The organism is Streptomyces sp. NPDC002032, from assembly GCF_042890765.1.
Taxonomy (GTDB): domain Bacteria; phylum Actinomycetota; class Actinomycetes; order Streptomycetales; family Streptomycetaceae; genus Streptomyces.
On the sequence record NZ_JBIASM010000003.1, the window covers coordinates 676,161 to 695,976 of the forward strand.

The window sequence follows — 19,816 nt, forward strand, 5'->3', positions numbered from 1 at the left end:
TCTGTGTTCCTTCAGTCGTGGACGCCCACTATTTGACGTCCGACGGGTCGAACCAGGTACAGCAAGGGTACGGGCGGCACGTCCCCCCGAAGGGGTTCGTACCGCCCGGACACTCAAAGACGCACAGGTGCGTCCGCTGCGTCAGACGCGGCGGCGCTTCGGCGGGCGGCAGCCGTTGTGCGGGGTGGGGGTGACGTCCTGGATCGAGCCGACCTCGAGGCCGGTGGCCTGGAGGGAGCGGATCGCGGTCTCACGGCCGGAGCCGGGACCCTTGACGAAGACGTCGACCTTGCGCATGCCGTGCTCCTGCGCGCGGCGGGCGGCCGACTCGGCGGCCATCTGCGCGGCGAAGGGGGTGGACTTGCGCGAGCCCTTGAAGCCGACGTGGCCGGCGGAGGCCCAGGAGATCACGTTGCCCGAGGGGTCCGTGATCGAGACGATGGTGTTGTTGAACGTGCTCTTGATGTGGGCGTGCCCGTGAGCGACGTTCTTCTTTTCCTTGCGGCGCACCTTCTTGGCAGCGCCCTGACGACCCTTGGGGGGCATCTAAATCTCCTACGGGAGGTGGTCGGTCCTACAGCGCAAGACCGCTGAACAGGACTACTTCTTGCCCGGCTTCTTCTTACCGGCGATCGCGCGACGCGGGCCCTTGCGGGTACGCGCGTTGGTGCTGGTGCGCTGACCGTGCACCGGCAGGCCACGACGGTGGCGGATGCCCTGGTAGCACTGGATCTCGATCTTGCGGCGAATGTCGCCCTGGATCTCGCGGCGGAGGTCACCCTCGGTACGGAGGTTGGCGTCCACGTACTCGCGGATCTTGACGAGGTCCTCTTCGGCCAGGTCACGAACGCGGGTGTCGGGGTTCACGCCGGTGGAGGCGAGGATCTCCTTGGACCGGGTGCGCCCGATACCGAAGACGTAGGTGAGTGCGATCTCCACACGCTTTTCGCGCGGGATGTCAACACCGGAAACGCGTGCCATTCAATGGCTCCTGTGTGTTCGGGGGTCTTCCGCAGAACCGACCCCGACCGCCGACCACCCGAAAGTGAGTGATGGTACGCCCGGGTCCCCGGCCCCCGCCGGAGGTACCGCCGGCCCCTCTCAGGGCTGGGCGGGTTCTGCGTATGTACGTTTTCTTACGTCGCGCGAAGAACTGCGGAAGGCAGGTCGGTCGGCGTGCGTCAGCCCTGGCGCTGCTTGTGGCGCAGGTTGTCGCAGATGACCATGACCCGGCCGTGACGGCGGATCACCTTGCACTTGTCGCAGATCTTCTTGACGCTCGGCTTGACCTTCATGTTGGTGAGGTTCTCCGGGTCAGTGCCACCACCCGCACCGGGACGAGATGTCCGGGCCGGAATGAGGACAAGATCTACTTGTACCGGTAGACGATCCGGCCACGCGTCAGGTCGTACGGAGACAGCTCCACGACGACCCGGTCATCCGGGAGGATGCGGATGTAGTGCATGCGCATCTTGCCGCTGATGTGCGCGAGGACCTTGTGACCGTTCTGCAGTTCCACCTTGAACATTGCGTTCGGGAGGGACTCGATCACGGTGCCCTCGATCTCGATGGCACCTTGCTTCTTGGCCACGCTTCGCCCTTCGAATCGGCTACCTTGATCGGCTTCGTGCGCCACACATGCAGGCATGGAAGTGCACGAGAGCCGACGAGTCAGTCTACGTCAGGGCACCCAGAAAGACGAATCCGGAAAGTGTGCCCCAGAGTGTAGATCATTACGCCAGCGGGTCCGGAGCCGTGGTGACCCCGTACTCCGCCAGCTTCGCCCTGCCACAGTCGGGGCTGGTCAGGACGATCGGACCGGCCTCGGTCAGGGCGATGGAGTGCTCCCAGTGCGAGGACCAGGTGCCGTCCGTCGTGATGACCGTCCAGTCGTCCGCCAGGACCTCCGTCTGGGCGGTGCCCAGGGAGACCATGGGCTCGATCGCCAGGCAGACGCCCGGCGCGAGCTTGATGCCCTTGCCGCGCTTGCGCGAGACGTAGTTCAGCAGGTGCGGGTCCATGTGCATCTCCGAACCGATGCCGTGGCCGCCGTAGTCCTCGATGATCCCGAACTTGCCGAGGCTGTGCTCACCGGTGGACGGGCGCGGCTGGCGCCGGATGTACGTCTCGATCGCCTTGGAGATGTCCACCAGGCGGTTGCCGAGCTTCATGGCGGCGATGCCGGCCCACATCGACTCCTCGGTCACCCGCGAGAGCTCGATCAGCTCCGGCGCGTGCCCCGTGCCCACGAAGGCCGTGTACGCCGCGTCGCCGTGCCAGCCGTCCACGATCGCGCCGGCGTCGATCGAGATGATGTCGCCGTCCTTGAGGACCGTCTTGTCGTCCGGGATGCCGTGGACGACGACCTCGTTCACCGAGGTGCAGATGGTCGCGGGGAAACCGCCGTAGCCGAGGAAGTTCGACTTGGCGCCCGCGTCCGCGATCACCTTCCGGGCCACCATGTCCAGATCCCGCGTCGTGGCGCCCGGCACGGCCGCCTCACGGGTCGCCGCGTGGATCGCGGCGACGACCAGCCCTGCCTCGCGCATCTTCGCGATCTGCTCGGGGGTCTTGATCTGCACCATGGGGGCGTGCCTTCCAGCTTCGGAACGGGTCGTCTCAACAGTACGGCCGCGATGCCCTGGGGACACCGCGGCCGTACCTGCACAACAGGGGGTACTACTTCTTCAGGGCGTCCATCGCGCGCTTGGTGATCTCGTGCACCTCACCGAGGGCCGCGATCGTCACCAGGAGGCCCTGCGACTTGTAGTAGTCGATGATCGGCTCGGTCTGCGTGTGGTAGACCTCCAGCCGGTTGCGGACCGTCGCCTCGGAGTCGTCGTCGCGCTGGTACAGCTCGCCGCCGCAGGTGTCGCAGACGCCCTCGGCCTTCGGAGCCGCGTACGCCACGTGGAAGACGTGCGCGGAGTCCAGGCGGCAGATCCGCCGGCCGGCGATCCGCTTGACGACCTCGTCCTCCTCGACCTCCAGGTCGAGGACGGCGTCGAGCTTCATGCCCGCGCCCTTGAGCATCTCGTCCAGGGCCTCGGCCTGAGACACGTTCCGCGGGAAGCCGTCGAGCAGGAAGCCGTTCGCGGCGTCCGGCTGCTCCATGCGGTCCTTGGCCATCCCGATGGTGATCTCGTCGGGGACGAGATCACCGGCGTCCATGAACGCCTTCGCGCGACGGCCGAGCTCCGTGTTCTGACTGATGTTGGCGCGGAAGAGGTCGCCCGTGGAGATGTGCGGGATCGACAGGTTCTTGGCAAGGAACGCGGCCTGCGTTCCCTTGCCCGCACCGGGAGGTCCGACGAGGACGATTCGCATCAGCGGAGGAACCCTTCGTAATTGCGCTGCTGGAGCTGGCTCTCGATCTGCTTCACGGTTTCCAGACCCACACCCACGATGATGAGGATGCTCGTCCCGCCGAACGGGAAGTTCTGGTTCGCCCCGAAGCCCGCCAACGCCATTGTCGGCACGAGTGCGATCAGACCCAGGTACAGCGAGCCGGGCCACGTGATGCGGTTGAGTACGTAGCTCAGGTACTCGGCGGTGGGCCGGCCGGCGCGGATGCCCGGGATGAAGCCACCATACTTCTTCATGTTGTCCGCAACTTCCTCGGGGTTGAACGAGATCGCCACGTAGAAGAACGCGAAGAACACGATCAGGAGGAAGTAGGCCGCGATGTAGTACGGGTGGTCGCCCTTGACGAAGTGCTTCTGGATCCAGACCGCCCAGCCGGCCTGCGAGCCGCTGAACTGCACGATCAGCGCCGGGATGTACAGCAGCGACGAGGCGAAGATGACCGGGATGACACCGGCCTGGTTCACCTTGAGCGGGATGTAAGTGGACGTACCGCCGTAAGCCCGGCGGCCGATCATGCGCTTGGCGTACTGAACAGGGATCCTGCGCTGCGCCTGCTCGACGAAGACCACCAGGGCCACCATCGCGAGGCCGACCAGGATGACCACGCCGAACTCGACCCAGCCTCCAGCGATCTTGCCCTGGAGCTTGATCGTCCACAGCGCGCCGACGAAGCCGGCCGCGATGGAGATGAACATGAGGATCGACATGCCGTTGCCGATGCCGCGGTCGGTGATGAGCTCACCGAGCCACATGACGACGCAGGTGCCGGCGGTCATGGTGATCACCATGACGACGGTGGTGAAGATCGAGTGGTTCGGGACGATCTCCCGAGCGACCGGGCAGCTACCGAACAGGGCGCCGGTGCGCGCGGTGGCGACCAGGCCGGTGCCCTGAAGGATCGCGAGCGCGACCGTCAAATAGCGCGTGTACTGAGTGATCTTCGCCGTGCCGGACTGACCCTCTTTTTTGAGGTTCTCCAGCTTCGGGATGACCACGGTCAGCAGCTGCAGGATGATGCTGGCCGTGATGTACGGCATGATGCCGAGCGCGAAGATCGTGATCTGCAGCAGCGCACCGCCGCTGAACATGTTGACGAGACCGAAGAGGCTGTTGCTGGTGCCCATCGAGTCGACACAGATCTGAACGTTCTTGTAGCTCACGCCGGGTACCGGGATGTGGGACCCGAGCCGATACAGCACGATGATGCCGAGCGTGAAGAGCAGCTTCTTGCGCAGGTCGGGCGTCTTGAACGCCCGGGCGAACGCGGTGAGCACGGTGCCTCCTGCGACCCCCGCGCTACTGCGTCAGAGGTGACGGTCTGAGGGATCGACGAATACGTACAAGCAAAGGTGCAGGCCACCTTACCGGCGTCTGCGCCCCCCGTGGAACGACCAACCGGGGATGCCCCATATGTGAGGCATCCCCGGTCGGGTTTCTAGCTATTTGTCACCGAGTTTTTCGTCTTAGACGAGCTCGGTGACGGTGCCGCCGGCAGCGGCGATCTTCTCCTTGGCGGAGCCGGAGACGGCGTCAACCGAAACCTGCAGCGCCACGGAGATCTCGCCCTGGCCCAGGACCTTGACGAGGCTGTTCTTGCGAACCGCGCCCTTGGCGACCAGGTCGGCCACCGTGACCTCTCCACCCTCGGGGTAGAGAGCGCCGAGCTTGTCCAGGTTCACGACCTGGAACTCGGTGCGGAACGGGTTCTTGAAGCCCTTGAGCTTCGGCAGACGCATGTGGAGGGGCATCTGCCCGCCCTCGAAGCGCTGCGGGATCTGGTAACGGGCCTTCTGGCCCTTCGTACCACGACCGGCCGTCTTACCCTTCGACGCCTCACCACGACCGACACGGGTCTTCGCGGTCTTGGCGCCGGGGGCGGGACGGAGGTTGTGGGCCTTCAGCGGGCTGTTCTCAGCCATGATTAGTCAACCTCCTCAACCGTCACGAGGTGGCGGACGGTCTGCACCATTCCGCGGAACTCGGGGCGGTCCTCCTTGACGACGACGTCGTTCAGGCGCTTGAGCCCGAGCGAACGCAGCGTGTCGCGGTGGTTCTGCTTGCTGCCGATGTACGACTTCGTCTGCGTGATCTTGAGGCGGGCCATTAGACACCCGCCCCAGCACGTGCACGAAGGAGCGCCGCCGGGGCAACGTCCTCGAGGGGCAGACCACGGCGAGCCGCGATCTCCTCGGGACGCTGGAGGCCCTTGAGGGCCGCCACGGTCGCGTGCACGATGTTGATCGCGTTCGAAGAGCCGAGCGACTTCGACAGGATGTCGTGAACGCCGGCGCACTCCAGAACGGCGCGCACCGGGCCACCGGCGATAACACCGGTACCGGGGGAAGCCGGCTTCAGCAGCACGACGCCCGCGGCACGCTCGCCCGTGATCGGGTGAGGGATCGTGCCCTGGATGCGCGGAACCTTGAAGAAGGACTTCTTGGCTTCCTCGACACCCTTGGCGATGGCCGCGGGAACTTCCTTGGCCTTGCCGTAACCGACACCTACGGTGCCGTCACCGTCGCCCACCACGACCAGCGCGGTGAAGCTGAAGCGGCGACCACCCTTGACAACCTTGGCGACGCGGTTGATCGCGACGACGCGCTCAACGTAAGCGGTCTTCTCGGCGGCAGGGCCACCGTCGCGACCCTTCCGGTCCCGCCGCTCGCCGCCACCGGCACCGCTTCCGCGGCGCTGGGGTCCAGCCATTGGATTACCTCTCTCTGTTACGTCCGTGAGTCCCGGAACCGGGGCTTAGAACTTCAGCCCGGCTTCGCGGGCGGCGTCAGCCAGAGCGGCAATGCGCCCGGCGTATCGGTTGCCACCGCGGTCGAACACGACGGTCTCGACACCCGCGGCCTTGGCACGCTCGGCGACGAGCGCGCCGACAGCCTGGGCCTGGGCGCTCTTGTCGCCTTCGCCACCGCGGATCGAAGCGTCCAGGGTCGACGCCGACGCCAGGGTGTGACCCTGGAGGTCGTCGATGACCTGAGCAACGATGTTGCGGTTGGAACGCGTCACGACGAGGCGCGGACGCTCCGCCGTACCCGAGACGTTCTTGCGGATGCGGATGTGGCGGCGAGCCTTGGCGGCACGCTTGTACGCGTCGCCCTTGGCGATCTTCACACCGTATGCCATGGCTACTTACCAGCCTTTCCGACCTTGCGGCGGATGACTTCGCCGGCGTACTTGACACCCTTGGCCTTGTACGGGTCGGGCTTCCGCAGCTTGCGGATGTTGGCGGCGACCTCGCCGACCTTCTGCTTGTCGATGCCCTCGACCGAGAACTTGGTGGGCGACTCGACCTTGAACGAGATGCCCTCGGGCGCCTCGATCAGGATCGGGTGGCTGTAGCCAAGCTGGAACTCCAGGTCGGAGCCCTTCGCGGCGACGCGGTAACCGACACCGCTGATCTCGAGAGCCTTGACGTACCCCGTGGTCACGCCGGTGATCATGTTCGCCACCAGCGTGCGGGACAGGCCGTGCAGGGCCTTGTTCTGACGCTCGTCGTTCGGGCGGGTGACGTTCAGAACGCCGTCCTCACCCTTGACGATCTCGATCGGCGCCTTGACGGTGTGCGCGAGAGCACCCTTGGGGCCCTTCACGGAGACCGTCTGGCCGACGATGGTGACGTCCACACCGGCGGGAACCTGGATGGGGAGCTTGCCGATTCGCGACATTGCTTTTCCTCCGTTCCCGACTACCAGACGTAGGCGAGGACTTCCCCACCTACGCCCTTCTTGCCTGCCTGCTGGCCGGTCAGGAGACCGTGGGACGTGGAGATGATCGCCACGCCCAGGCCGCCGAGGACCTTCGGCAGGTTGGTGGACTTCGCGTACACGCGCAGACCGGGCTTCGAGATCCGCTTGATGCCCGCGATGGAGCGCTCACGGTTCGGCCCGAACTTCAGCTCGAGGACGAGGTTCTTGCCGACCTCGGCGTCCTCGACCTTCCAGCCGGTGATGAAACCCTCCTGCTTGAGGATCTCCGCGATGTGCGACTTGATCTTGCTGTGCGGCATCACGACGGTGTCGTGGTACGCCGAGTTAGCGTTACGCAGACGAGTGAGCATGTCTGCGATCGGGTCAGTCATGGTCATGAAGTGGCCTTCGGCCTCTCTCGCCGGGGTTTCCTGTATGCGCCATCCCTCTCCCCACTCAGAGGCGGGACGGGTGCGGCGCGGGGACCTACGGCGTAGTAAGTCGTTATGGGCGGCGGACGCCCAACCACACAAGCCTAAGGCATGCGCGGCCGGGCATCCGCCGACCAGATGCTTACCGAGAGTGCCTGGTACTCCTCAAGTCCTTGCGGACAGAGGGAATTACCAGGAGCTCTTGGTCACGCCCGGCAGCTCGCCACGGTGAGCCATCTCACGAAGGCAGACGCGGCACAGGCCGAACTTGCGGTACACGGAGTGGGGGCGACCGCAGCGCTGGCAGCGGGTGTACGCACGCACACCGAACTTGGGCTTGCGGGCAGCCTTCGCGATGAGAGCCTTCTTCGCCATCTCGCTTACGCCTCCTTGAAGGGGAAGCCGAGGTGACGAAGGAGCGCGCGGCCCTCAGCGTCGTTGGTCGCCGTGGTGACCACGGTGATGTCCATACCCCGGGTACGGTCGATCTTGTCCTGGTCGATCTCGTGGAACATGACCTGCTCCGTGAGACCGAAGGTGTAGTTGCCACGGCCGTCGAACTGCTTCGGCGACAGACCACGGAAGTCACGGATACGCGGCAGCGCGAGCGACAGCGTACGGTCCAGGAACTCCCACATGCGGTCACCACGGAGGGTGACGTGGCAGCCGATCGGCTGACCCTCGCGCAGCTTGAACTGCGCGATGGACTTGCGGGCCTTCGTGACGGCCGGCTTCTGACCGGTGATCGTCGTCAGGTCGCGGATGGCGCCGTCGATCAGCTTGGAGTCGCGGGCGGCGTCGCCCACACCCATGTTGACCACGATCTTCACGAGGCCGGGGATCTGCATGACGTTCTCGTAGGAGAACTCTTCACGCAGCTTGCCCGCGATGTCCTCGCGGTACTTCGTCTTGAGACGCGGAGTGGTAGCCATCAGATGTCCTCACCCGTCCGCTTGGCAACGCGGATCTTGTTGCCCTCGTCGTCGAAGCGGAAACCGACGCGGGTGACGACCTTCTGGCCGTCCTTCTCCACGACCAGCTGAACGTTGCTGACGTGGACCGGCGCCTCGGTGATCACAATGCCACCGGTCTGCGACCCACCAGCGGTCTGGCCGGCCTTGGTGTGCTTCTTGACCCGGTTGACACCCTCGACGAGGACGCGGTCGTTGGCGGGGAAGGCCGCGATGACCTTGCCCTGCTTGCCCTTGTCCTTACCGGTGATGACCTGAACCAGGTCGCCCTTCTTGATCTTCATGCTTACAGCACCTCCGGCGCGAGCGAGATGATCTTCATGAACTTCTTCTCGCGCAGCTCACGGCCCACCGGGCCGAAGATACGGGTGCCGCGAGGGTCGCCGTCGTTCTTCAGAATGACGGCGGCGTTCTCGTCAAAGCGGATGTACGAGCCGTCCTGGCGGCGACGCTCCTTGACGGTGCGAACGATGACCGCCTTGACGACGTCACCCTTCTTCACGTTGCCACCGGGGATCGCGTCCTTGACGGTGGCGACGATGACGTCACCGATGCCCGCGTAGCGGCGACCGGAACCACCGAGAACACGGATGCAAAGGATTTCCTTGGCACCAGTGTTGTCGGCGATACGCAGTCGCGACTCCTGCTGGATCACGTGTATCTCCTGTTTGTCTGCCGGTTCCCGGCGGGGGCTTCACTCCGAAGAGCGGCAGCCCCCACCGAGCCTGGCGGAACGAACCTAAGGGAAACCCCTCAGGTGCTTACTTGGCCTTCTCGAGGATCTCGACGATGCGCCAGCGCTTGCTCGCCGACAGCGGACGCGTCTCCATGATGAGGACGCGGTCGCCGACGCCGGCAGCGTTCTGCTCGTCGTGCGCCTTGAGCTTGTTCGTACGGCGGATGACCTTGCCGTACAGGGCGTGCTTGACGCGGTCCTCGACGGCGACGACGACGGTCTTGTCCATCTTGTCGCTGACGACCAGACCCTCACGGGTCTTGCGGAAGCCGCGGTCGGTCTTCTCAGTCACGTTGTTCTCGCTCATCAGGCGCTCTCCACCGTCTCGATACCGAGCTCACGCTCGTGCATCAGGGTGTAGATGCGAGCGATGTCCTTACGGACGGACTTGAGCCGGCCGTTGTTCTCCAGCTGACCCGTGGCCGCCTGGAAGCGGAGCTTGAACAGCTCCTCCTTGGCCTCGCGCAGCTTGCCAACGAGCTCCTCGTTGCCGAGCTCACGCAGCTCGGACGCCTTGGTTCCCGTCGCCATCACGACTCACCTGCCTCGCGCCGAACAATCCGGCACTTCATCGGAAGCTTGTGAGCAGCGCGGGTGAGCGCCTCACGAGCAATCTTCTCGTTCGGGTAGGACAGCTCGAACATGACCCGGCCCGGGTGCACGTTCGCGATCCACCACTCGGGAGAACCCTTACCGGAACCCATGCGGGTCTCGGCAGGCTTCTTCGTCAGCGGACGGTCCGGGTAGATGTTGATCCAGACCTTGCCGCCACGCTTGATGTGGCGGGTCATCGCGATACGAGCCGCCTCGATCTGGCGGTTCGTCACGTAGGCGGGGGTGAGCGCCTGGATGCCGTACTCGCCGAACGAGACCTCAGTACCGCCCTTGGCCATACCGCGGCGCTTCGGGTGGTGCTGCTTGCGGTGCTTGACCCTACGAGGGATCAGCATGTCGGTCAGGCCTCCGTTCCGGTGCTCTCAGCCGGAGCGGCGGCGGGAGCGTCGGCCTTGGGGGCCTCGGCACCAGCAGCCTGCTGCGGCTTGCGGCCACCACGGCCGCCGCGCTCGCCACCACGGCCACCACGGCCGGCGGGACGGTCGCCAGCGCCCTGCGCGCCACGGGCCGGGCGGTTACCCGCACGGGCCGCAGCGTTCTCGGCGCGAACCTCGGCGATGTTCTTGACGTCGCCCTTGTAGATCCAGACCTTCACACCGATACGGCCGAAGGTGGTCTTGGCCTCGAAGAAGCCGTAGTCCACGTTCGCGCGCAGCGTGTGCAGCGGCACACGACCCTCGCGGTAGAACTCGGAGCGGGACATCTCGGCGCCGCCGAGGCGACCGCCGCACTGGATCTTGATGCCCTTGGCGCCGGCCTTCATCGTGCCCTGCATGCTCTTGCGCATGGCACGACGGAAGGAGACGCGGGAGGAAAGCTGCTCGGCAACGGCCTGGGCAACCAGCTGAGCGTCGAGCTCGGGGTTCTTGACCTCGAGGATGTTCAGCTGGACCTGCTTGCCCGTGAGCTTCTCGAGGTCACCGCGGATGCGGTCGGCCTCGGCGCCACGGCGGCCGATGACGATGCCCGGACGAGCGGTGTGGATGTCCACACGCACGCGGTCACGGGTGCGCTCGATCTCAACCTTCGAGATGCCCGCGCGCTCCATGCCGGACGTCATCATCCTGCGGATGGCGACGTCTTCCTTGACGTAGTCCTTGTACAGCTTGTCGGCGTACCAACGCGACTTGAAGTCGGTGGTGATGCCGAGCCGGAACCCGTGCGGGTTTACCTTCTGGCCCATTACCGGGAACCTTCCTTGCTGCTGACGACCACGGTGATGTGGCTGGTCCGCTTGCGGATCCGGTAGGCACGGCCCTGGGCACGCGGACGGAACCGCTTCAGGGTCGGGCCCTCGTCCACGTACGCCTCGCTGATGACCAGCGTGGTGGCGTCCGGGTGGTTGTAGTTGTGTGCGGCATTGGCAATGGCGCTGTCCAGCACCTTGCCAACCGGCACGCTCGCGGCCTGCGGGGCGAAACGCAGGACCGCCTGAGCCTCCGTGGCATCCATGCCACGGATAAGGTCCACCACTCGGCGGGCCTTCATGGGCGTGACGCGGATGTACCGCGCCTGGGCCCTGGCTTCCATGGTTGTCCCTTCGGTGTAAGTCATAGTCGTAACCACCCCGCCTTTAGCGGCGCTTCGACTTCCGGTCGTCCTTGACGTGGCCGCGGAAGGTGCGAGTCGGCGAGAACTCGCCGAGCTTGTGGCCGACCATCGACTCGGTGACGAACACCGGGACGTGGGTCTTGCCGTTGTGCACCGCGATGGTGTGACCCAGCATGCTGGGGATGATCATCGAGCGACGGGACCAGGTCTTGATGACGTTCTTGGTGCCGGCTTCGTTCTGGACGTCCACCTTCTTTACGAGGTGGTCGTCGACGAAGGGCCCCTTCTTGAGACTGCGCGGCATCTAAACCCGCTCCTAGCGCTTCTTGTTCGTCTTGCGGCGGCGGACGATGTACTTGCTCGAAGCCTTCTTCGGCGAGCGAGTACGACCCTCCTTCTGACCCCACGGGGAGACCGGGTGGCGACCACCACTGGTCTTGCCCTCACCACCACCGTGCGGGTGGTCAACCGGGTTCATCGCGACACCGCGGACGGACGGGCGAACGCCCTTCCAGCGCATGCGGCCGGCCTTGCCCCAGTTGATGTTCGACTGCTCGGCGTTGCCGACCTCGCCGACCGTGGCGCGGCAGCGCGCGTCGACGAGACGGATCTCGCCCGACGGCATGCGGAGGTGGGCCATGGTGCCCTCCTTCGCCAGCAGCTGCACGGAGGCGCCCGCGGAACGGGCGAACTTGGCGCCACCACCGGGACGGAGCTCGATCGCGTGGATCGTGGTACCGACCGGGATGTTGCGGAGCGCGAGGTTGTTACCGGGCTTGATGTCGGCCGTGGGGCCGTTCTCAATCCGGTCGCCCTGCTTCAGAGCCTTCGGCGCGATGATGTAGCGCTTCTCGCCGTCCGCGTAGTGCAGGAGCGCGATGCGCGCGGTGCGGTTGGGGTCGTACTCGATGTGCGCGACCTTGGCCGGCACGCCGTCCTTGTCGTGACGACGGAAGTCGATCACGCGGTAGGCGCGCTTGTGTCCACCACCCTGGTGGCGAACGGTGATCCGACCGGTGTTGTTACGGCCGCCCTTGCTGTGCAGGGGGCGAACCAGCGACTTCTCCGGCGTGGACCGCGTGATCTCGACAAAGTCGGCGACGCTGGAGCCACGACGGCCCGGGGTCGTCGGCTTGTACTTGCGGATACCCATTTCTCAGTCCTCGTCCGATTCCGGACGACTAGACCTCCGTTAGGAGGCCTGGCCGCCGAAGATGTCGATACGGTTGCCCTCGGCAAGGGTCACGATGGCGCGCTTGGTGTTCGCGCGCTTGCCGAAACCGGTCTTGGTGCGCTTGCGCTTACCCTGACGGTTGATCGTGTTGACCCCGGTGACCTTGACCGAGAAGACCGCTTCCACGGCCTGCTTGATCTGGGTCTTGTTGGCGCCGGGCGCGACGATGAACGTGTACTTGTTCTCGTCCAGCAGCGCGTAGCTCTTCTCCGAAACGACCGGCTTGATCAGCAGGTCGCGCGGGTCGGTGAAGGTCTTGCTGGTAACGGTCGCCTCAGACATCAGGCGTCGCTCCCTTCGGTCTCGTCGGCCTTGGGGCCAGACACGAAGGACTCGAAAGCGGCCTGAGTGAAGACCACGTCGTCAGAGACGATCACGTCGTACGTGTTCAGCTGGCCCGGCTCCAGGATGTGGACCTGGGGCAGGTTGCGGGCGGACAGCCACGCGGCCTCGTCGGCGCGCTCGACGACCAGGAGCAGGTTCTTGCGCTCCGAGATCTTGCCGAACAGCGTCTTGGCGGCCTTCGTGGAGGCGGCACCCTCGACCACGCCGGTGACGACGTGGATGCGGGAGTGACGCGCACGGTCCGAGAGGGCACCGCGCAGGGCGGCGGCCTTCATCTTCTTCGGGGTCCGCTGGGAGTAGTCACGCGGCTGCGGGCCGTGGACGACGCCACCGCCGACGAACTGCGGAGCGCGGGTCGAACCCTGGCGAGCGCGGCCGGTGCCCTTCTGGCGGTACGGCTTGCGGCCACCACCACGGACTTCGCCACGACGCTTGGTCTTGTGCGTGCCCTGACGGGCAGCAGCCAGCTGAGCGACAACGACCTGGTGGATCAGCGGAACGCTGGTCTTCGCGTCGAAGATCTCCGCGGGGAGCTCGACGGTACCGGCCTTGTCGCCTGCCGGCGAAAGGATGTCAATGGTGCTCATTACCTCAAGCCCCCTTGGCCGCGGTACGGACCAGGACGAGGCCGCCGTTCGGACCGGGGACCGCGCCCTTGATGAGCAGCAGACCCTTCTCCGCGTCAACCGCGTGGATGGTCAGGTTCTGGGTGGTGACGCGCTCGTTGCCCATACGACCGGCCATGCGCATGCCCTTGAAGACACGCCCAGGGGTGGCGCAGCCACCGATCGAACCGGGGGAGCGGTGCTTGCGCTGCACACCGTGACCGGCGCCGAGGCCCCGGAAGTTGTGCCGCTTCATGACACCGGCGAAGCCCTTGCCCTTGCTGTTGCCCGTGACGTCAACCTTGACGCCGGACTCGAACACCTCAGCAGTGATCTCCTGGCCGAGCGTGTACTCGCTGGCGTCGGAGGTGCGGAGCTCCACCAGGTGGCGGCGGGGGGTGACGTCGGCCTTGGCGAAGTGGCCCTTGAGGGGCTTGTTCACCTTGCGCGGGTCGATCTCGCCGAAGGCGATCTGGACCGACTCGTAGCCGTCGATGTCGTTCGTACGGACCTGGGTAACGACGCAGGGTCCGGCCTTGACCACGGTGACCGGGACGACACGGTTGTTCTCGTCCCAGACCTGGGTCATGCCGAGCTTCTCGCCCAGGACGCCCTTGATCTGCTTTGCCATCTTCTCGACGCCTCTCAGAGCTTGATCTCGATGTCAACGCCGGCCGGAAGGTCCAGGCGCATCAGCGAGTCAACGGTCTTGGGGGTCGGGTCGAGGATGTCGATCAGGCGCTTGTGCGTGCGCATCTCGAAGTGCTCGCGCGAGTCCTTGTACTTGTGCGGCGACTTGATGACGCAGTACACGTTCTTCTCAGTGGGCAGCGGCACCGGGCCTGCGACCGACGCACCAGTGCGGGTCACCGTCTCGACGATCTTCTTCGCCGAGGAGTCGATGACCTCGTGGTCGTAGGCCTTGAGCCGGATGCGGATCTTCTGTCCCGCCATGGCTACTCCGTAGTCCTGTCTGTATGTGGAACGCTCTGGCTCCCGGTAGGCCGCAGGAGGATTCCCGCAGTCTCTTCTCCGACCCACGCGGTCGGGCGTGTCGCACACCCTCTACAGAAAATTCCCATACGGAAATTCCCTCGTCCAAGGGGATGCGGTCCCGGACCGCGCATCGGGGGAGAAACACCCACCGAGTGCCTGGTGGGCACCGTGCTGACACTTCCCAGAAGATTCCCGTACGTCCGTCCTCATTGCTGCCCCGAAAGGCAGATTAAGGACGACGAGTACTGTGGGACTCGCTTCCGGTCCTCCCGGCGGGAGGCGCACAGCATCGGCACTCAACCGAGCAACTTGAGTAGTCTGCCATACGAGACACGTACCTGGCCAATCGGGCCGAAGAGAATACCCCGCCGCGCGATCACGTCAAACCCTGGCGCGCGACGGGGATCCCTGGTCAGGACCGCGTGATGGTCCCGCAGTCCCCGCCGTGGATCTCGCCGCTGCGGTCGTACGGGTCCGTCGCCGGACCGGAGCCGCGCGTTCCGGCCGGCCCGTCCTTCGGGAAGTCCGGGTGCAGGAAGCCCCCGGCCGTCCCGCACAGCACGTTCGACCACTCCGCCTTGTACGTGTGCAGCTGGAGCTTGCCCTCGGTGGCCTGCCAGCGCGCCGGGTCGAGGACCGAGAAGGTGATCTGCCGGCGCACGATCGTCCGCTGCACGCTCCCGTCCGCCCGCGTCATCGGGTGCACGAAGGTGTAGTCGGTGACCACCCGCAGCTCCCCGGGCTCCCCCGCCTCCGCGCGCATGCTGCCGCGCACCTTGACCACGTCGCCGACGGGCCGGACCTCGGCCGGGTCGAAGCGCGTGAACAGCACGGCGGGGCTGTCGCCGGCGTCGGGCTGCGCCAGGGAGCGCTGCACCTTCTGCGGGACATCGGGCTGCAGGGGGTCCAGCAGCGCCAGCGCCGCCTCCGGCCGCCCGCCCCGCAGGACCGCGGGGTCCAGATTGGCGGAGACCAGGAAGGCCTTCGCCTTCGCGAGCGCGTCCGCGACCCGCTCCTGCGGCATCCCGGCCACGGCGCTCGCCCGGGGCACCTCGATGGCGGCGGCCCCCTCCGCCCACTGGAGGGCCGGGGACCCCCTGAACGGCTCCTCCGGCGTCGGCCGGTCCGGGTACACCTCCCCCGGGGCCGCGGTCGGACGTACGGACTCCCCCGGCAGCGGCGCGGCCGCCGCGGCCCGCTCGCGCGCCCCGGTCTTGCCCGTCAGCCTGTCGATCAGCAGCTCCGGCCGTACGACGACCAGCGCGAGCCCCGCGATGAGGACGACCGCGGCGGCCGCCTTGAGCCGCCGCTTGCGCTGCGCCCGCCCCTCCCGTTCCTGCCAGGCCGGCCCGGTGCGCCACCCCGGCGGCTCCTCGCGCCCCGGCCGCGCCCCCCGGCCCGGCCGCCCCCGCCCGGCGGCCCGCGCCCGCTCCTCGTCCTCCCGCCGCAGCCGCTCGGTCACCATCCGCGCCCGCGCCGACGGCTCCTTCGGCGCCCCCGCGGACTCCCCCGCCACCTCCCCGGCGAACCGCTCCCACTCCTCATCGGATATCCCCGGCCCGCCGCTGTCCTGCCGCCCCATGCGTCCCAACCCCCCGCGCTGTACCCCGAACTGTCGGTGAGCCTCTCACAGGGCCCGTACACGGACCCGGCGGGGGTACGGAGAAGGGCCCCTTCCCCGCCGCCGAGGCGGTGGGGAAGGGGCCCTTCTGCCGAACATGGTGCCCGCTCGCGCGAGCTACCAGGTCAGAGCACGAAATTACTTCGTGATCTTGGTGACCTGGCCGGCGCCCACGGTACGACCACCCTCACGGATGGCGAACTTCAGGCCCTCTTCCATCGCGACCGGCTGGATGAGGTTGACCGTCATGTCGGTGTTGTCACCGGGCATGACCATCTCGGTGCCCTCAGGCAGGGTCACAACGCCCGTCACGTCCGTGGTACGGAAGTAGAACTGCGGGCGGTAGTTGTTGAAGAACGGGGTGTGACGGCCACCCTCGTCCTTCGACAGGATGTACGCGGCGGCCTCGAACTCGGTGTGCGGCGTAACCGAACCGGGCTTGATGATGACCTGGCCGCGCTCGACGTCCTCGCGCTTGATGCCACGGAGGAGCAGACCGACGTTCTCGCCGGCCTGGCCCTCGTCGAGCAGCTTGCGGAACATCTCGATGCCGGTGACCGTGGTGGTGGTCTTCTCCTGCTTGATGCCGATGATGTCAACGGTCTCGTTGACCTTCAGGACACCACGCTCGATGCGACCGGTGACGACGGTGCCACGACCGGTGATCGTGAAGACGTCCTCGACGGGCATGAGGAAGGGCTTCTCGGTGTCACGCGGCGGGGTCGGGATCGCCTCGTCGACGGCGTCCATCAGGCCGAGGAGCTTGTCGCCCCACTCCTTGTCGCCCTCGAGCGCCTTGAGCGCCGAGACCTGGACGACCGGCAGGTCGTCGCCCGGGAAGTCGTACTCGGAGAGGAGCTCACGCACCTCGAGCTCGACGAGCTCCAGGATCTCCTCGTCGTCCACCATGTCGGCCTTGTTCAGGGCGACGACGATGTACGGAACGCCGACCTGGCGGGCCAGGAGCACGTGCTCCTTGGTCTGCGGCATCGGGCCGTCGGTGGCGGCGACCACGAGGATGGCACCGTCCATCTGGGCGGCACCGGTGATCATGTTCTTGATGTAGTCCGCGTGACCCGGGCAGTCGACGTGGGCGTAGTGACGCGCCTCGGTCTGGTACTCGACGTGCGCGATGGAGATGGTGATACCGCGCTGACGCTCCTCAGGAGCCTTGTCGATCTGATCGAAGGCCGAAGCCGCGTTCAGGTCCGGGTACTTGTCGTGCAGCACCTTGGTAATGGCGGCCGTGAGGGTCGTCTTACCGTGGTCAATGTGACCGATGGTGCCGATGTTGACGTGCGGCTTAGTCCGCTCGAACTTCGCCTTCGCCACGGGGGTCCTCCTGAGAGTGGTTCTGTACGCCTTGAATCATCGGCGCCAGGTGATCTTTGCTGGATAGCCGGTTCCCCCGGGGCAACGGGAGGGTTGCTCCTGTTGCCCCTGAGGCTCCGGTGGCAAGCCTAAAGCGTGTACTCGGAAGAGTTACTCGCCCTTGGCCTTCGCGATGATCTCCTCAGCGACGTTCCGGGGAACCTCGGCGTAGGAGTCGAACTGCATCGAGTAGCTGGCGCGACCCGAGGTCTTGCTGCGGAGGTCTCCGACGTAGCCGAACATCTCCGAAAGCGGCACGAGGCCCTTCACGACGCGAGCGCCGTGGCGCTCCTCCATGGCCTGGATCTGGCCACGGCGGGAGTTGATGTCGCCGATGACGTCACCCATGTAGTCCTCGGGCGTGGTGACCTCGACGGCCATCATCGGCTCCATGAGCACGGGGGACGCCTTGCGCGCGGCCTCCTTGAAGGCCTGCGAACCGGCGATCTTGAAGGCGAGCTCGGAGGAGTCGACCTCGTGGTAGCCGCCGTCGAGAAGCGTGACGCGGACGCCCGTCATCTCGTAGCCGGCCAGGATGCCGAACTGCATGGCTTCCTGCGCACCGGCGTCGACCGAAGGGATGTACTCCTTCGGCACACGGCCACCGGTGACCTTGTTCACGAACTCGTACGCCGGACCGTCGGCGTCCGTGATCGGCTCGATCGCGATCTGCACCTTGGCGAACTGACCGGTGCCACCGGTCTGCTTCTTGTGGGTGTAGTCGTGACGCTCGACCGTGCTGCGGATGGTCTCGCGGTACGCGACCTGCGGCTTGCCGACGTTGGCCTCGACCTTGAACTCGCGCTTCATACGGTCGACCAGCACCTCGAGGTGCAGCTCGCCCATACCGCCGAGGATGGTCTGGCCCGTCTCCTCGTCCGAGTGAACGTGGAAGGAGGGGTCCTCCTCCGCGAGACGCTGGATGGCGACACCCAGCTTCTCCTGGTCACCCTTGGACTTGGGCTCGATGGCGACCTGGATGACCGGAGCCGGGAAGTCCATGGACTCCAGGATCACGGGTGCCTTGTCGTCACACAGCGTCTCACCGGTGGTGGTCTGCTTCAGGCCCATGACGGCGACGATGTCGCCGGCGCCCACCGCGTCGATCTCCTCACGCTTGTTCGCGTGCATGCGGTAGATCTTGCCGATGCGCTCCTTCTTGCCCTTGACGGAGTTCAGCACCGAGGTGCCGGCCTCCAGGCGGCCCGAGTAAACCCGGACGAAGGTGAGCTTGCCGAGGTGCGGGTCGCTCATGATCTTGAACGCCAGCGCCGCGAGCGGCTCGTCGTCGGACGGCTTGCGCTTCACGACCAGCTCCGCGTCCTTGACGTCGTGGCCTTCGATGGCCTCGATGTCCAGGGGCGACGGCAGGTAGCGGACGACGGCGTCGAGCAGGGGCTGAACGCCCTTGTTCTTGAACGCCGTGCCACAGAACACCGCGGTGATCGTGGCGCCCGAGCCCTTGCCGGAACCGATGATGATGCGACGCACGGCGGCGTGCAGCTGCTCGACGGTGGGCTCGACGCCCTCCAGGAACAGCTCCATGAGCTGGTCGTCGTTCTCGGCGACCTGCTCCACCAGCTTGGCGCGCCATTCCTCGGCGGCCTCGGTGTGCGTGGCGGGGATGTCGACGATGTCGTACATCTCGCCCTTGGTCGCCTCGGCGGACCAGACGAACGCCTTCATGGTGACGAGGTCGACGACGCCCTGGAAGTCGGCCTCGGCACCGATCGGCAGCTGCATGACGATCGGGACCGCGCCGAGGCGGGACTCGATCATCTCGACGCAGCGGTGGAACTCGGCACCGGTACGGTCGAGCTTGTTGACGAAGCAGATGCGCGGCACGCCGTAGCGGTCCGCCTGACGCCAGACAGTCTCGGACTGCGGCTCCACACCGGCGACACCGTCGAACACGGTGACGGCGCCGTCGAGGACGCGGAGCGAACGCTCCACCTCGACGGTGAAGTCAACGTGACCCGGGGTGTCGATGATGTTGATGGTGTGGTCGACGTCCTCGAGCGGCCAGTGGCAGGTCGTCGCGGCAGACGTGATCGTGATGCCGCGCTCCTGCTCCTGCTCCATCCAGTCCATCGTGGCAGCGCCGTCGTGGACCTCACCGATCTTGTACGACACACCGGTGTAGAACAGGATGCGCTCGGTGGTGGTCGTCTTGCCCGCGTCGATGTGGGCCATGATCCCGATGTTGCGGACCTTGGCCAGGTCAAGCGAAGTGGTAGCCATAAGGCTTCGGTCTTCTCTCGGTCTCGATGTGGGGT

At 66.1% G+C, this 19,816-nt stretch carries 31 protein-coding genes; all 31 read right to left on the reverse strand.

Annotated elements, in window-relative coordinates:
- Positions 1-141: 141 nt before the first annotated feature.
- The gene (gene rpsK, locus ACFYYT_RS11215; protein WP_003956432.1) at positions 142-546 is read right to left on the reverse strand and encodes a 30S ribosomal protein S11; all 405 of its coding nucleotides are present in this window, start codon (positions 544-546) and stop codon (positions 142-144) included.
- A gap of 54 nt (positions 547-600) precedes the next feature.
- On the reverse strand, positions 601-981 hold the full coding sequence (gene rpsM, locus ACFYYT_RS11220; protein WP_351821620.1) for a 30S ribosomal protein S13: 381 nt from the start codon (positions 979-981) through the stop codon (positions 601-603).
- A gap of 200 nt (positions 982-1,181) precedes the next feature.
- Positions 1,182-1,295, reverse strand: coding sequence for a 50S ribosomal protein L36 (gene rpmJ, locus ACFYYT_RS11225; protein WP_003956441.1), 114 nt, complete (start codon positions 1,293-1,295; stop codon positions 1,182-1,184).
- A 74-nt stretch (positions 1,296-1,369) separates the two neighbouring features.
- Positions 1,370-1,591 carry a translation initiation factor IF-1 gene (gene infA / locus ACFYYT_RS11230; protein WP_003956442.1) on the reverse strand — a complete coding sequence of 74 codons (222 nt, stop codon included), beginning with the start codon at positions 1,589-1,591 and terminating at the stop codon, positions 1,370-1,372.
- 142 nt (positions 1,592-1,733) lie between these two features.
- Positions 1,734-2,585: a type I methionyl aminopeptidase gene (gene map / locus ACFYYT_RS11235; RefSeq protein WP_351821616.1), complete on the reverse strand. Its 852-nt coding sequence runs from the start codon at positions 2,583-2,585 to the stop codon at positions 1,734-1,736.
- 94 nt (positions 2,586-2,679) lie between these two features.
- Positions 2,680-3,327 (reverse strand): adenylate kinase, encoded by a 648-nt coding sequence (locus ACFYYT_RS11240; RefSeq protein ID WP_351821613.1) that lies wholly within the window; start codon positions 3,325-3,327, stop codon positions 2,680-2,682.
- Positions 3,327-4,640, reverse strand: a complete 1,314-nt coding sequence (gene secY, locus ACFYYT_RS11245) for a preprotein translocase subunit SecY (RefSeq protein WP_351821610.1) — start codon at positions 4,638-4,640, stop codon at positions 3,327-3,329. The genes ACFYYT_RS11240 and secY overlap by 1 nt, the downstream gene beginning before the upstream one ends.
- Positions 4,641-4,829: 189 nt before the next feature.
- On the reverse strand, positions 4,830-5,285 hold the full coding sequence (gene rplO / locus ACFYYT_RS11250) for a 50S ribosomal protein L15 (protein ID WP_053682613.1): 456 nt from the start codon (positions 5,283-5,285) through the stop codon (positions 4,830-4,832).
- A gap of 2 nt (positions 5,286-5,287) precedes the next feature.
- Positions 5,288-5,470 carry a 50S ribosomal protein L30 gene (gene rpmD / locus ACFYYT_RS11255; protein WP_053682614.1) on the reverse strand — a complete coding sequence of 61 codons (183 nt, stop codon included), beginning with the start codon at positions 5,468-5,470 and terminating at the stop codon, positions 5,288-5,290.
- Positions 5,470-6,072, reverse strand: coding sequence for a 30S ribosomal protein S5 (gene rpsE / locus ACFYYT_RS11260; protein ID WP_351821608.1), 603 nt, complete (start codon positions 6,070-6,072; stop codon positions 5,470-5,472). Before rpsE ends, rpmD begins: the two co-directional genes overlap by 1 nt.
- Before the next feature lie 45 nt (positions 6,073-6,117).
- Entirely contained in the window at positions 6,118-6,501 is a 384-nt protein-coding gene (rplR, locus tag ACFYYT_RS11265; RefSeq protein ID WP_030026334.1) for a 50S ribosomal protein L18, read from the reverse strand.
- A gap of 2 nt (positions 6,502-6,503) precedes the next feature.
- Positions 6,504-7,043 (reverse strand): 50S ribosomal protein L6, encoded by a 540-nt coding sequence (gene rplF, locus ACFYYT_RS11270; protein WP_351821604.1) that lies wholly within the window; start codon positions 7,041-7,043, stop codon positions 6,504-6,506.
- A 20-nt stretch (positions 7,044-7,063) separates the two neighbouring features.
- The gene (rpsH, locus tag ACFYYT_RS11275) at positions 7,064-7,462 is read right to left on the reverse strand and encodes a 30S ribosomal protein S8 (RefSeq protein WP_007265911.1); all 399 of its coding nucleotides are present in this window, start codon (positions 7,460-7,462) and stop codon (positions 7,064-7,066) included.
- Between the two features lie 222 nt (positions 7,463-7,684).
- Positions 7,685-7,870: a type Z 30S ribosomal protein S14 gene (locus ACFYYT_RS11280; protein ID WP_003956452.1), complete on the reverse strand. Its 186-nt coding sequence runs from the start codon at positions 7,868-7,870 to the stop codon at positions 7,685-7,687.
- A 5-nt stretch (positions 7,871-7,875) separates the two neighbouring features.
- Entirely contained in the window at positions 7,876-8,427 is a 552-nt protein-coding gene (gene rplE / locus ACFYYT_RS11285) for a 50S ribosomal protein L5 (RefSeq protein ID WP_030154702.1), read from the reverse strand.
- The gene (gene rplX, locus ACFYYT_RS11290; RefSeq protein ID WP_351821600.1) at positions 8,427-8,750 is read right to left on the reverse strand and encodes a 50S ribosomal protein L24; all 324 of its coding nucleotides are present in this window, start codon (positions 8,748-8,750) and stop codon (positions 8,427-8,429) included. Before rplX ends, rplE begins: the two co-directional genes overlap by 1 nt.
- A gap of 2 nt (positions 8,751-8,752) precedes the next feature.
- The gene (gene rplN / locus ACFYYT_RS11295; protein WP_008739701.1) at positions 8,753-9,121 is read right to left on the reverse strand and encodes a 50S ribosomal protein L14; all 369 of its coding nucleotides are present in this window, start codon (positions 9,119-9,121) and stop codon (positions 8,753-8,755) included.
- A 106-nt stretch (positions 9,122-9,227) separates the two neighbouring features.
- Positions 9,228-9,509, reverse strand: coding sequence for a 30S ribosomal protein S17 (gene rpsQ / locus ACFYYT_RS11300; protein ID WP_136229680.1), 282 nt, complete (start codon positions 9,507-9,509; stop codon positions 9,228-9,230).
- The gene (rpmC, locus tag ACFYYT_RS11305; protein ID WP_008739703.1) at positions 9,509-9,733 is read right to left on the reverse strand and encodes a 50S ribosomal protein L29; all 225 of its coding nucleotides are present in this window, start codon (positions 9,731-9,733) and stop codon (positions 9,509-9,511) included. The genes rpsQ and rpmC overlap by 1 nt, the downstream gene beginning before the upstream one ends.
- The gene (gene rplP, locus ACFYYT_RS11310; RefSeq protein WP_030026326.1) at positions 9,733-10,152 is read right to left on the reverse strand and encodes a 50S ribosomal protein L16; all 420 of its coding nucleotides are present in this window, start codon (positions 10,150-10,152) and stop codon (positions 9,733-9,735) included. The genes rpmC and rplP overlap by 1 nt, the downstream gene beginning before the upstream one ends.
- Before the next feature lie 5 nt (positions 10,153-10,157).
- Positions 10,158-11,000 (reverse strand): 30S ribosomal protein S3, encoded by an 843-nt coding sequence (gene rpsC, locus ACFYYT_RS11315; RefSeq protein WP_008739710.1) that lies wholly within the window; start codon positions 10,998-11,000, stop codon positions 10,158-10,160.
- Positions 11,000-11,347 carry a 50S ribosomal protein L22 gene (rplV, locus tag ACFYYT_RS11320; RefSeq protein ID WP_214946990.1) on the reverse strand — a complete coding sequence of 116 codons (348 nt, stop codon included), beginning with the start codon at positions 11,345-11,347 and terminating at the stop codon, positions 11,000-11,002. Before rplV ends, rpsC begins: the two co-directional genes overlap by 1 nt.
- A 43-nt stretch (positions 11,348-11,390) precedes the next feature.
- Positions 11,391-11,672 (reverse strand): 30S ribosomal protein S19, encoded by a 282-nt coding sequence (gene rpsS / locus ACFYYT_RS11325; protein ID WP_008739713.1) that lies wholly within the window; start codon positions 11,670-11,672, stop codon positions 11,391-11,393.
- A gap of 12 nt (positions 11,673-11,684) precedes the next feature.
- Positions 11,685-12,521: a 50S ribosomal protein L2 gene (rplB, locus tag ACFYYT_RS11330; protein ID WP_008739715.1), complete on the reverse strand. Its 837-nt coding sequence runs from the start codon at positions 12,519-12,521 to the stop codon at positions 11,685-11,687.
- Between the two features lie 39 nt (positions 12,522-12,560).
- The gene (rplW, locus tag ACFYYT_RS11335; protein WP_007265901.1) at positions 12,561-12,884 is read right to left on the reverse strand and encodes a 50S ribosomal protein L23; all 324 of its coding nucleotides are present in this window, start codon (positions 12,882-12,884) and stop codon (positions 12,561-12,563) included.
- Entirely contained in the window at positions 12,884-13,534 is a 651-nt protein-coding gene (rplD, locus tag ACFYYT_RS11340; protein WP_030008466.1) for a 50S ribosomal protein L4, read from the reverse strand. The genes rplW and rplD overlap by 1 nt, the downstream gene beginning before the upstream one ends.
- A 4-nt stretch (positions 13,535-13,538) precedes the next feature.
- Entirely contained in the window at positions 13,539-14,183 is a 645-nt protein-coding gene (gene rplC / locus ACFYYT_RS11345) for a 50S ribosomal protein L3 (protein ID WP_007265899.1), read from the reverse strand.
- Between the two features lie 14 nt (positions 14,184-14,197).
- Positions 14,198-14,506, reverse strand: coding sequence for a 30S ribosomal protein S10 (gene rpsJ / locus ACFYYT_RS11350; RefSeq protein ID WP_003948644.1), 309 nt, complete (start codon positions 14,504-14,506; stop codon positions 14,198-14,200).
- 454 nt (positions 14,507-14,960) lie between these two features.
- On the reverse strand, positions 14,961-16,130 hold the full coding sequence (locus tag ACFYYT_RS11355) for a hypothetical protein (RefSeq protein ID WP_351821595.1): 1,170 nt from the start codon (positions 16,128-16,130) through the stop codon (positions 14,961-14,963).
- A gap of 177 nt (positions 16,131-16,307) precedes the next feature.
- Positions 16,308-17,501 (reverse strand): elongation factor Tu, encoded by a 1,194-nt coding sequence (gene tuf, locus ACFYYT_RS11360; RefSeq protein WP_281204230.1) that lies wholly within the window; start codon positions 17,499-17,501, stop codon positions 16,308-16,310.
- A 150-nt stretch (positions 17,502-17,651) separates the two neighbouring features.
- The gene (fusA, locus tag ACFYYT_RS11365) at positions 17,652-19,781 is read right to left on the reverse strand and encodes an elongation factor G (protein ID WP_351821591.1); all 2,130 of its coding nucleotides are present in this window, start codon (positions 19,779-19,781) and stop codon (positions 17,652-17,654) included.
- Positions 19,782-19,816 lie beyond the last annotated feature (35 nt).

What these genes read in the sequence shown, in the direction of transcription:
- rpsK (WP_003956432.1), bottom strand. Translation starts at nt 546, where the DNA reads ATGCCCCCCAAGGGTCGTCAGGGCGCTGCCAAGAAGGTGCGCCGCAAG.
- rpsM (WP_351821620.1), bottom strand. Translation starts at nt 981, where the DNA reads ATGGCACGCGTTTCCGGTGTTGACATCCCGCGCGAAAAGCGTGTGGAG.
- rpmJ (WP_003956441.1), bottom strand. Translation starts at nt 1,295, where the DNA reads ATGAAGGTCAAGCCGAGCGTCAAGAAGATCTGCGACAAGTGCAAGGTG.
- map (WP_351821616.1), bottom strand. Translation starts at nt 2,585, where the DNA reads ATGGTGCAGATCAAGACCCCCGAGCAGATCGCGAAGATGCGCGAGGCA.
- ACFYYT_RS11240 (WP_351821613.1), bottom strand. Translation starts at nt 3,327, where the DNA reads ATGCGAATCGTCCTCGTCGGACCTCCCGGTGCGGGCAAGGGAACGCAG.
- rplO (WP_053682613.1), bottom strand. Translation starts at nt 5,285, where the DNA reads ATGGCTGAGAACAGCCCGCTGAAGGCCCACAACCTCCGTCCCGCCCCC.
- rpmD (WP_053682614.1), bottom strand. Translation starts at nt 5,470, where the DNA reads ATGGCCCGCCTCAAGATCACGCAGACGAAGTCGTACATCGGCAGCAAG.
- rpsE (WP_351821608.1), bottom strand. Translation starts at nt 6,072, where the DNA reads ATGGCTGGACCCCAGCGCCGCGGAAGCGGTGCCGGTGGCGGCGAGCGG.
- rplR (WP_030026334.1), bottom strand. Translation starts at nt 6,501, where the DNA reads ATGGCATACGGTGTGAAGATCGCCAAGGGCGACGCGTACAAGCGTGCC.
- rplF (WP_351821604.1), bottom strand. Translation starts at nt 7,043, where the DNA reads ATGTCGCGAATCGGCAAGCTCCCCATCCAGGTTCCCGCCGGTGTGGAC.
- rpsH (WP_007265911.1), bottom strand. Translation starts at nt 7,462, where the DNA reads ATGACCATGACTGACCCGATCGCAGACATGCTCACTCGTCTGCGTAAC.
- ACFYYT_RS11280 (WP_003956452.1), bottom strand. Translation starts at nt 7,870, where the DNA reads ATGGCGAAGAAGGCTCTCATCGCGAAGGCTGCCCGCAAGCCCAAGTTC.
- rplE (WP_030154702.1), bottom strand. Translation starts at nt 8,427, where the DNA reads ATGGCTACCACTCCGCGTCTCAAGACGAAGTACCGCGAGGACATCGCG.
- rplX (WP_351821600.1), bottom strand. Translation starts at nt 8,750, where the DNA reads ATGAAGATCAAGAAGGGCGACCTGGTTCAGGTCATCACCGGTAAGGAC.
- rpsQ (WP_136229680.1), bottom strand. Translation starts at nt 9,509, where the DNA reads ATGAGCGAGAACAACGTGACTGAGAAGACCGACCGCGGCTTCCGCAAG.
- rpmC (WP_008739703.1), bottom strand. Translation starts at nt 9,733, where the DNA reads ATGGCGACGGGAACCAAGGCGTCCGAGCTGCGTGAGCTCGGCAACGAG.
- rplP (WP_030026326.1), bottom strand. Translation starts at nt 10,152, where the DNA reads ATGCTGATCCCTCGTAGGGTCAAGCACCGCAAGCAGCACCACCCGAAG.
- rpsC (WP_008739710.1), bottom strand. Translation starts at nt 11,000, where the DNA reads ATGGGCCAGAAGGTAAACCCGCACGGGTTCCGGCTCGGCATCACCACC.
- rplV (WP_214946990.1), bottom strand. Translation starts at nt 11,347, where the DNA reads ATGGAAGCCAGGGCCCAGGCGCGGTACATCCGCGTCACGCCCATGAAG.
- rpsS (WP_008739713.1), bottom strand. Translation starts at nt 11,672, where the DNA reads ATGCCGCGCAGTCTCAAGAAGGGGCCCTTCGTCGACGACCACCTCGTA.
- rplB (WP_008739715.1), bottom strand. Translation starts at nt 12,521, where the DNA reads ATGGGTATCCGCAAGTACAAGCCGACGACCCCGGGCCGTCGTGGCTCC.
- rplW (WP_007265901.1), bottom strand. Translation starts at nt 12,884, where the DNA reads ATGTCTGAGGCGACCGTTACCAGCAAGACCTTCACCGACCCGCGCGAC.
- rplD (WP_030008466.1), bottom strand. Translation starts at nt 13,534, where the DNA reads ATGAGCACCATTGACATCCTTTCGCCGGCAGGCGACAAGGCCGGTACC.
- rplC (WP_007265899.1), bottom strand. Translation starts at nt 14,183, where the DNA reads ATGGCAAAGCAGATCAAGGGCGTCCTGGGCGAGAAGCTCGGCATGACC.
- rpsJ (WP_003948644.1), bottom strand. Translation starts at nt 14,506, where the DNA reads ATGGCGGGACAGAAGATCCGCATCCGGCTCAAGGCCTACGACCACGAG.
- ACFYYT_RS11355 (WP_351821595.1), bottom strand. Translation starts at nt 16,130, where the DNA reads ATGGGGCGGCAGGACAGCGGCGGGCCGGGGATATCCGATGAGGAGTGG.
- fusA (WP_351821591.1), bottom strand. Translation starts at nt 19,781, where the DNA reads ATGGCTACCACTTCGCTTGACCTGGCCAAGGTCCGCAACATCGGGATC.